Below are 11,951 nucleotides of genomic sequence, written 5' to 3'. Positions count from 1 at the left end.
TATGAAGCCTTTATTGAGCGCGTTAACGATATCCCTATATCACGCCTTATATCCATTTCAGTTTTAACACGAAACATCATATTAATTAACAAGCGCAGAGGTCTTTATCTGATTACATTAAACGCAGCTTCATTCGCAATGAAATTTAATGTTCTGTAATGTGATGTTTCACTTTTCGTCATTTTTGATTATATTTAACGCTCAGTCAAGCCTCCGATAATAGAGTTCTAATAACTGTGTTTTTTTCTACATTTATAAATACTCTCTAATAAGGATATGTCCATTAATGGGCATTTTTATATTCTTGGTTATGTATTATAAATGAAATGATAATGTTATTAATTATTTAATTTATTGCGGCTTTTATAAAAATAATGATGATTTTCAAGAGAGGGTACTGTGAGTAATTTACTCGGTGTTATTAAAGCGGTAATTGGCCAGGTTTATGTAGTAGAAGCAGATGGCTCGCAGCGTCTCTTGAAAGAAGGTGACAGAATTTACAGTGGTGAAGAGATTGTCACAGGTGCCAGCGGTGCGGTGAGCGTATCGCTGCCCGATGGTAAAACCTTGGATCTTGGTCGTAATAGCCACTGGAGTGAGCATGGCTTGAATGCAGTAAGTACTGCAGAGCATGACACTCAAGATGTCGCATCATTACAGAAAGCCATTGCTGACGGCGCTGACCCGACACAAGCATTAGAAGCAACCGCTGCGGGCAATGAAGCCCCGGTGCAAATTGAGGGCGGCGGCGGTGGCCACACTCTTGTTCAGTTAGATTTAACCGGGCAGATAATTGATCCAACCGCTGGTTTTAAAACAGCTGGCCTGGGTTCGCCGACATGGGAACTTAACTTACCCGAGAACGGCTTAGCCGATGCGGGGTCCCCTCCTGTTTTACCACCGTTAGTTAACATTGATGATTTTGCTGGTAATGATGGTTTTATTAACAAAAATGAAATAAACCATACTCCCATCAGCGGTACCAGTAATCAAAATCACATCACACTCACCTTTACCGATAGCCAAAAAAACACAATCACCATTGATGTTCCCGTCAACAACGGGCACTGGACGGCGCAACCTGATCTCACCGGCCTGGTTGAAGGTGATATTACTGTTTTGGCAACAGCCACTGACGTTTCGGGGCGCACGGCAACAAGTACCGATAATGCCGTAATCGACATTACGGACCTGCATGACAACATCACCATCGATAACGTCACGCCAGATAACGTTATCAACATCGCTGAATCTCATAATCCACTGACGTCGGTTCACGGAAATGTGGGGGGCGACGCCAAAATCGGCGATGAGGTGACCTTGACGGTAGACGGCAAGGATTACCACACCAACGTTATCGCGATGGGTGACGGTACGCTGGGGTATACGGTTGATGTATCAACTCCGGGACTGCTGGCTAATCCGCAGATCCACGCTGTCGTCACCTCAACGGATGAAGCAGGCAATACCACCCAGGCTACAGCCGATCACCAGGTCGATATCGATCTCGACATTCATAACTCAGTCACCATTGGTACTGTTGCTGGCGATGATGTTGTAAACCGCGCCGAATCCCGCATGCCAACCATGATTGCAGGCGACGCCAGTGGCGATGCTAAAGCTGGCGATCCCGTTACCGTGACGGTGCAGGGCCAGCAGTTCCATGGTGTGGTGGTAGTCGATGATAACGGCAAACTCCGCTATGAAGTGCCGGTACCGAGCAGCCTCCTTAAGGAAGGGGCGAACGACGTTCAGGTTCAACTGGTTAGCCATGACTCGGCAGGTAACGAAGCGATTGCGGTTGAACATCATACCGTCACCCTGGACACCCAGGCGCATAATGCGCTGACAATTGAAACCGTGGCGACCGACAATATTGTGAATGCCACGGAATCACGCATGCCGACCATGATTAGTGGCACGGTGTCAGGCGATGCGCAGGTGGGCGACCGGGTGGTGGTCAGCGTCAACGGTCACGAATACCGCGGCGATGTGGTCACCGATGAAAATGGCCAGTTGCGATACACCGTACCGGTACCGACATCCGTGCTGAACGAAGGCAACAATGATGTGCAGGTGATGGTCACCGGCGTCGATGCCTCCGGCAACACCGCGATTGCGGTGGAGCATAAAAATGTGATGCTCGACACCCATGCTGAAAACCATGTACTCATCCAGACCGTGGCCGGCGACAACGTAGTGAATGCCACTGAATCCCGTATGCCGACCATGATCTCCGGCGTGGTGAGCGGAGATGCGCAGGCAGGCGATAAAGTGGTGGTCAGCGTCAACGGCCATCAATACCGTGGCGATGTGGTCACCGATGAAAATGGCCAGCTGCGCTATGACGTGCCGGTACCGACGCATGCGCTGAACGAAGGCAGCAATGATGTGCAGGTGATGGTCACCGGCGTCGATGCCTCCGGCAACACAGCGATTGCCGTTGAGCATAAAAACGTGGTGCTCGACACCCATGCTGAAAACCATGTACTCATCCAGACCGTGGCCGGCGACAACGTAGTGAATGCCACTGAATCCCGTATGCCGACCATGATCTCCGGCGTGGTGAGCGGGGATGCGCAGGCAGGCGATAAAGTGGTGGTCAGCGTCAACGGTCATGAATACCGTGGCGATGTGGTCACCGATGAAAACGGCCAGCTGCACTACGCCGTGCCGGTGCCGACCGCGGCACTGAACGAAGGCAACAATGATGTGCAGGTGATGGTTACCGGCGTCGATGCTGCCGGCAACACCGCGATTGCGGTGGAGCATAAAAACGTGGTGCTCGACACCCATGCCAACGCCACTATCACCATTGACGATGTCACCAAAGATAACCTCCTCAATCACGATGAGCTGGCGGCTAAAACCCAGTTTATTCATGGTGTGGTGGATGGTGATGCGAAACTTCACGACCGTGTGGATATAGAAATTAAAGGCAATCATTTCAAAGGAGAAGTGATTGACCTGGGTAACGGGCAACTGGGCTATAACATCCCGGTCGATCCGCGCGTCTTTAGCAACAACAAAGGTGAAGTGGACGGCACGGTCAATGTGCACGCCACCATTACCTCTCATGATGATGCGGGCAACGAAGTGATCGCGACGCATGATCACCAGGTTAACATCGACAACCACGCCAACGCCACGATYWCCATTGACGATGTCACCAAAGATAACGWCCTCAATCACGACGAATTGAATGCCGAAAAACAGTTTGTTCACGGTAACGTTGGCGGCGAYGCKCGCGTGGGGGATGTGGTTGATCTTGACATTCATGGCAACCATTTCACCGGCAGTGTCGTTGATTTCGGCAACGGCAACTTAGGCTATAACATTGAAGTGGACCCCGCGGCGTTCAGCCGCAAYCAGGGTGAAATCGATGGCAAAGTTAACGTTCATGCCACGATAAAATCCCACGATGAYGCGGGTAACGTGGTGGTGCAGACCGCTGAACACACGGTGTATATCGACAACCACGCCAACGCCACCATCACCATTGATGATGTCACCAAAGATAACGTCCTCAATCACGACGAATTGAATGCCGAAAAACAGTTTGTACACGGTAACGTTGGCGGCGACGCACGCGTGGGGGATGTGGTTGATCTTGACATTCATGGCAACCATTTCACCGGCAGTGTCGTTGATTTCGGCAACGGCAACTTAGGCTATAACATCGAAGTGGACCCCGCGGCGTTCAGCCGCAACCAGGGCGAAATCGATGGCAAAGTTAACGTCCATGCCACGATAAAATCCCATGATAACGCGGGTAACGTGGTGGTGCAGACCGCTGAACACACGGTGTATATCGATAACCACGCCAACGCCACGATTTCCATTGACGATGTCACCAAAGATAACCTTCTCAATCACGATGAACTGGCGGCTAAAACCCAGTTTATTCATGGTGTGGTGGATGGTGATGCGAAACTTCACGACCGTGTGGATATAGAAATTAAAGGCAATCATTTCAAAGGAGAAGTGATTGACCTGGGTAACGGRCAACTGGGCTATAACATCCCGGTCGATCCGCGCGTCTTYAGCAACAACAAAGGTGAAGTGGACGGCACAGTCAATGTGCACGCCACCATTACCTCTCATGATGATGCGGGCAACGAAGTGATCGCGACGCATGATCACCAGGTTAACATCGACAACCACGCCAACGCCACGATCACCATTGATGATGTCACCAAAGATAACGTCCTCAATCACGACGAATTGAATGCCGAAAAACAGTTTGTTCACGGTAACGTTGGCGGCGACGCACGCGTGGGGGATGTGGTTGATCTTGACATTCATGGCAACCATTTCACCGGCAGTGTCGTTGATTTCGGCAACGGCGAGCTAGGTTACAACATCGAAGTGGATCCTGCGGCGTTCAGTCGCAACCAGGGTGAAATCGATGGCAAAGTTAACGTTCATGCCACGATAAAATCTCACGATGGTGTGGGTAACGTGGTGGTGCAGACCGCTGAACACACGGTGTATATCGACAACCACGCCAACACCACGATCACCATTGATGATGTCACCAAACATAACGTCCTCAATCACGATGAGCTGGCGGCTAAAACCCAGTTTATTCATGGTGTGGTGGATGGTGATGCGAAACTTCACGACCGTGTGGATATAGAAATTAAAGGCAATCATTTCAAAGGAGAAGTGATTGACCTGGGTAACGGGCAACTGGGCTATAACATTCCGGTCGATCCGCGCGTCTTCAGCAACAACAAAGGTGAAGTGGACGGCACGGTCAATGTGCACGCCACCATTACCTCTCATGATGATGCGGGCAACGAAGTGATCGCGACGCATGATCACCAGGTTAACATCGACAACCACGCCAACGCCACGATTTCAATTGACGATGTCACACAAGATAACGTCCTGAACCACAGCGAACTGACTGCACCGAAGCAGATGGTAAGCGGCACGGTGGGGGGGGATGCTAAAGCGGGTGATGTGGTTGTTATCGACGTGAGAGGGCATCAGTTCACGGGCGAAGTGGTGGCTGAGAGTAAAGGGTTCGCCTACCACATTGAAGTGGATTCCGGGTTGTTCAGCAATAACCAAGGTGAAGTGGATGACAAAGTTCACATCCTGGCGACAGTGAAATCTCATGATGTTGCGGGCAACGTCGTTGTTCAAACTAGCGAACACACGGTGTATATCGATAACCACGCCAACGCAACGCTGAACGTTGAACACGTTACCGATGACAACCTCCTGAATCACAAAGAACTGGGTGATAAAACCCAGATGATCAGTGGGTTCGCTGGGGGGGATGCCAAACCGGGCGATGAGGTCATTATCACTGTTAATGGCAACCCGTACACCGGCCACCTCGGGAATGACCTTAGCTACAATATTCCAGTTAATTCTGTGGATTTCAGCAATAACAAAGGCAACGTCGAAAAAGACGTCACCTTCACGGCAAAAATCACTTCCCATGATGTGCATAATAACGAAGTTGTCGTCACCACCGATCACACGGTGCATATCGATAACTTCGCGGTAAATGATTTCACCATCGAAACGGTGTCGGGCGAAGACTGGATCAGCCATGCTGAATCCCTGAAAAACACCATTATTCGTGGTGCAGTTACGGGTGATGATGCGAAAAATGGAGATGCAGTAACCGTACGTGTATCGGGAGTTGATGAACACGGCAAGCCTGCGCATCATGATTATCACGGTCAGGTTCACACTGATTCAAATGGCAATCTTTTTTACTCAGTGCCGGTGCCACCGGGCGGGCTTTATGAAGGTCTGGACACGGTAAAAGTTTCTATCACCAGCCATGATGAAATCGGTAACGTCGTCACGACTTCCCATACGCATGATATTGCGGTCGATACCCATGCGGATGCCACTATCAGTATTGATAAAGTCACTGCTGACGACGTGCTTAACTACAATGAGTTAGAACAGCCTAAGGTGACGATCACCGGTGAAGTGGGTGGCGATGCCAAAGTCGGCGACCACGTTGTTATTGAAGTGAATTCCTATAAATACCCAGGCGAGGTTGTTGACTTGGGTAACGGTCATTTAGGTTTCCGTATTGAAGTCGATAATTATGCTATCAGCGACAATCAAGGCAAAATCGACACCGATGTGAAATTTACCGCCTCCGTCACCTCTCATGACGAACTGCACAACGTTGTCACTGTGACCACCGAACACACCGTGCATATTGATAACCATGCTGATGGCGTTCTCACTGTGGGGCAGGTGACTGGCGATAACATCATTAACCACCACGAATCACAAGAGCACACCACCAAAGTCACTGGCACGGTGAGTGGCACGACGAGCGGTGAGATTAATGAAGGCGATAAAGTCACCATCACCGTTAATCAACACTCATATGAAACTACCGTTATCAAGCTGCCTTATCAGAATGGCGCTTTAGGCTATAGCGTGGATGTATCGACCAAAGATCTGCTGGCTGACCCTGATCCAATTGCCCATGTTGTGGCGCACGACGCTGCCGGTAACGAAGATCATATCGACATCACCCACCATATCGATATTGATCTTGAAGCGACGGCGACCATTACCATCGATAAAGTGACCGGCGACGATAAGATCAATGGTAAAGAGTCGGATCAAGAATTAACCACGGTTTCAGGTACCGTCGGCGGCGACGCGAAAGAAGGCGACATTGTTCACCTGGTGATTAATGGCAATGAACTGACAGCGGAAGTCACCAAAGATTCTCAGGGCAACCTGCTTTGGAGCAAACAGGTGAGCACCCATGACCTGATGGTCGACCCTCACTTCACGGCAAGCGTGACCGTCAATGATAATGCCAACAACACGGCAACCGCTGAAGCAGACAGGACTGTTGAGGTTAAACTGAAAGTGGACGCTGTGATTACCGTTGATTCGGTGACGCCTGATAACACCCTGAACGCCGATGAACTCAAGCAGGGACATACTCTGGTTAGTGGCACGGTTGAAGGGGACATGCATCGAGGTGACCTTCTGACGTTAACCATAAATGGCAAGGACTACCATGGTTTTGTAGAAGATTATGGTAACGGAAAGATGGGGTACCATATTTCCGTTAGCACGGCAGATCTTCAGGCCAATCCGCATATTCATGCCAGCATCATTGTCACCGACGATGCTAAAAACAGCGCGGAAGCCTTTGCAGATCATACGATCATTATTGACGATCATGCTGATGCATCAGTGACGATCAACGTGGTTTCTGGCGACGATACCCTCAATCATCTTGATCAAAAATACCCAACCACCACCATTAACGGTACCGTCGGTGGCGATGTTCATAAAGGGGATATCGTCCATGTTTGGGTCAATGGGGTTGATTACCCAGCAACAGTTGAACCGCAGCTGCATCTCAATAACGCCCTGGGTTATTCCGTTGAAGTGAGAACCGACGGGCTGTTAGCCAATCCATATATTCATGCCACCGTCACCGCTGTCGATCCGCATGGCAACAGCGTTTCGGTTTACGCATCACACGAAGTCTTCAGAGATGACGGTGCACAGGCGACTATTTCTATTGATACTGTTTCAGGCGATGACTGGATCAATAACGTAGATGCTCACAAGGAATACACCACTATCACTGGAAAAGTCACCGGCGATGTTCATATCGGTGACACCGTTGATCTTGAGGTCAACAATCAGCACTACTACGGAAAAGTTGTTTCTGAAGTCAAGGGACAGGGTCTGGGCTACAGCATTGATGTGAGTACCGATGATCTGCTTTCCGGCGGCGATAAACCCGTTCTTCATGCATCCGTAACTGGCTACGATGCGGCGGGGAACACCGTGCCGGCAACGGCCGATCATGCGGTCGGTATAGATACGCGTGCTGATGCACATATCACCATTGGCATTGATAAGTCAGGTGATCACTGGGTCGTTCAGGGGAAAGTAACCGGGGATGTGAACGACGGCGATAAAGTTACTATCACTGCTGGTGGTCATACCTACACCGCTGAGGTTTATACCTTTACCAACTTTAATGGTTCTACTGAGAAATGGTATCGATTCGATGAGGAAAAAGACCCAGTCACTGGCGTAATAAGGCATATACCTATTGCAGTTAAAAATGAATTTATTGTCGCTGAAGTTACGGGGCATGATGGCCTCGGTAATACTAAAACGGTGTCAGATCATGCTTTTGCGCGAGGTTCTAATGATAACTCCGCGGAACCACCTTATACAGATCCATCGAACGTTACTCAGCACCCACATGCCGAAATCACTATCAGCCCGGTTGCGGGTAATGATGTGATCAATAAAACCGAATCAGGAGCGAGCAAGAGCTTAATTCGCGGTACGGTTTCAGGGGATGTTCATCCTGGTGATGAAGTGACGCTACATATTGGTAGAGATTCCTATACCGGCAAAGTCGTTGAGTTGCCCAATCTTCCGGGTGAGTATGGATATGAAATTCCGGTTGATACAGCAAGCCTGATGAACAGTCCGGCTGTGACAGCACTCATCACGTCACACAGCGGTAACCAAGTGTATACGGCATCTAAAGAACTGAGCATAGATACTGAGGCTAAGGCCGAAATTCACCTCGATAACATTGCTGGCGACAACGTTATAAATATTCTGGAGTCACAGTCCGGGACAACAACCGTCAGCGGTATCGTCAAAGGTGATGGTATTCATGACGGCAGTAACGTCACCATTATGGTGAATGGTAATCCTGTTACCACCCAGGTCTTTACCGACGCCAAAGGTGTGATGCGTTTCAGCAAAGACGTCAGCGTTGACGATCTACGCCACACCCCGACCATCACCGTGAGCGTGACCGGGCATGACGACGAAGGGAATACATTTACGGCAACGGACGGTAAAACGATTACCGTTGATACGGACATTAGCGCCACTATCACTATCGACAAAGTCACCGGCGACAACGTTCTGAATCTTGCTGAAACGAGTAAAAATACGACTACGATTACAGGCCATGTTACTGGTGATGTGAAGCCTGGGGATCATGTCACACTGCATATTAATGGTCAGGATTACAAAGACATTGCGCTCGATAAGAAACTGAATTATTCGGTTGATGTTAATACCAAAGATTTGGAACAGGGCAAAACTATCACGGCTGAGGTAACGGGCCATGATAATCATGGAAATACCCTGACTGTACACGCGACTCAGGCTATTACCGTTGATACCGAGGCCCATGCGGGTATCAAAATCAATATCGTATCCGGTGATGACATCCTTTCGGCGAAAGATCTCAGCGCGGAGCATACCCGGATCACCGGCACGGTAGAGGGTGATGCAGCGGTCGGTGACAAAGTCACCATCATGCTCAATGGCGTTGAGAAGAGCGGGCTTGTTGAAGTGGATGCTGTGACCGGGAAGCTGGTCTATACGGTGGACGTTGACTCAGCCGATCTCAAAGCCGAGGCGCAATACCAGCACACCGATAAACCAACGATTGTCGTGACGGTAAATGGCGAAGACGACTCGGGTAACCACTTTACCCAAAGTCAGAGCAAAGTTGTGACCATCGACGATCATGCCAATGTGAAACTGACGTTTGATCCGGTGGCAACAGATAACATCCTGAATATCGAAGAAAGTCATAATTCAACCACGCAGATTAGCGGCACAGTAACCGGCGATGTGAAAGACGGCAGCATGGTTATTCTTACCATCAACGGTAATGAGCGCCCTGTGACTATCCATGGCGATGTGACACATGGCTACACCTTTAAACTGGATGTCCCGACTTCCGATCTGCTTGCCGATCAGACGATTACCTATAAAGTGACTGGCGTCGATGCTGTCGGCAACACCTTAACCGTCACCGAAACTAACACCATTACCATCGACCACGATGCAGTAAACACGGTTAAAATCGATATTGTTGCTGGTGATGATCGAGTGAATATCACTGAATCCCACAATGCCAATACTATTGTGCATGGCGTCATTACGGGTGATGTTGTCAACGGCAAGATAACCATCGATTTGAACGGCACGCATATCACTGTTGATATTAAAGACGTTGTCGTCGCTGATGACGGTGTGCATAAGACTTTTGCTATTCCGGTTTCAACCGATGCGCTAATTGAAGGTGATAACACGGTCACTATCACCATCAATGGGGAAGACAACGCTGGCAACCCTGCAACCTCCACCGAGACTCACACAGTTACGCTTGATACGACGATCGGTGCCCATATCACCCTCGACACTGTGGCTGGAAACGATGTCATCAATGCCAGCGAGTCTGACCACGTTTCTGTTACCGGCATGGTGACTCCTGATGGAGATGCAAAGCTGGGCGATGAAGTGACGGTGACGGTCAATGGTCACTCGTTCACCGGTAAGGTGATCGATATTAATGGCCATCCGGGATACGACATTTCTGTGGATAAAGGGTACCTACACGAAGGGACTAACACCTTTGATGTGAGTATCAACGCGACGGATGAAGCGGGTAACGCAATCACTGTTCATGCCGGACACGATGTACAGATGGATACCCAACTTCGCGCTGAAATCACGCTCGACACGGTAGCAGGGAACAATGTCATCAACGCAAAAGAGGTTGACCATGTTTCTGTCACCGGCACGGTTGGCCGAGATACAGATGCGCAGCTAGGCGACCATGTGACGGTGACGGTTAACAACAAGTCGTTTACAGGTGAGGTTAAAGTTATTAATGGCCATCTGGGTTACGACATTCATGTTGATAAAGGTTATCTGCACGAAGGGAAAAATACCTTTGATGTCAGTATCGATGCGACGGATAAAGCCGGTAACGCTATCACCGTTCATGACTCACACGATGTCCAGGTGGACACACAGCTTGATGCTCATATCACCCTCGATACTGTGGCAGGGAATGATGTTATCAATGCCAGTGAGGTTGACCATGTTTCTGTCACCGGCACGGTGACTCCTGATGGAGATGCGCAACTGGGCGACCATGTGACGGTGACAGTTAACAACAAGTCGTTTACAGGTGAGGTTAAAGTTATTAATGGCCATCTGGGTTACGACATTCATGTAGACAAAGGTTACCTGCACGAAGGGAAAAATACCTTTGATGTCAGTATCGATGCGACGGATAAAGCTGGTAACGCAATCACCGTTCATGACTCACACGATGTATTGGTGGACACCCATGCCGACGCCAAAATCACTATCGATAAAGTGACCGGTGATGACCACCTGGACTCGCAAGAAGCGCGTCATCATGTGACTCATATTACTGGCCAGATTGACAGTGCTGATGTACATGCCAACGATCACATCAACGCCACTATCAATGGCAAACATTATGACGCGGTACTGCACGATGATAATGGGCGTTTAACCTACGATATTCCGGTTAATACCCACGATCTTAGTATCGGCAAGAATAACGTGGATGTTTCAGTCATTGCTAACGATAACCATGGCAACTCAGATGTGATCCATCAAAAGAGCGAATTCACGATGGATGATCCGTCTCATCGTGGAAAACATGATGTTGATGGTAGTGATAAATCACACCATGCCGCTAATGCACCTTCTCACGATAATGGATTAAGCAATCTGTTTGATGATAGCCACGATACCTTATCCTTTAATCTTGCTCATGATTCTAAAAACCATCACGGCGATGAAAGCCTGAAGGTCTTTACCGGTAAAGAAAACCACGGGCATGAGAAAGTGGATCTTAGCGATCTGGCGCACGAGCTACATGAAGGTACAGATATTACACAGATGATTAAGGGTGGAGATGCACACCACGGCAAGGGAAGTGCAAGTGCTACTGATGCACCTTCTGCTGCCCCGGCACACGGTGGTGATGCACACCATATAAGCTATGACTCAGCGGGAGGGGCGACCCATTCGCTGGATCACCTAATCCCAAAGCCTGAGCATTACCATTCATAATTGATAGTCACCGCCCTTAACCGGGCGGTGATATCACATGCAAT

General features: G+C 49.3%; 1 protein-coding gene. It reads left to right on the top strand.

Annotated elements, in window-relative coordinates; genetic code table 11:
* The first annotated feature begins 399 nt into the window (after positions 1 to 399).
* A complete protein-coding gene (locus tag IX31_RS23150; RefSeq protein WP_051880662.1) occupies positions 400 to 11,907 on the top strand; it encodes a retention module-containing protein in 11,508 nt (3,835 codons plus the stop codon).
* Positions 11,908 to 11,951: the final 44 nt, after the last annotated feature.

Origin of the sequence: Buttiauxella noackiae, assembly GCF_000737905.1 — a bacterium.
In the GTDB taxonomy this organism is placed as follows: domain Bacteria; phylum Pseudomonadota; class Gammaproteobacteria; order Enterobacterales; family Enterobacteriaceae; genus Buttiauxella; species Buttiauxella noackiae.
This window is presented reverse-complemented; position numbering and strand designations above follow the sequence as displayed.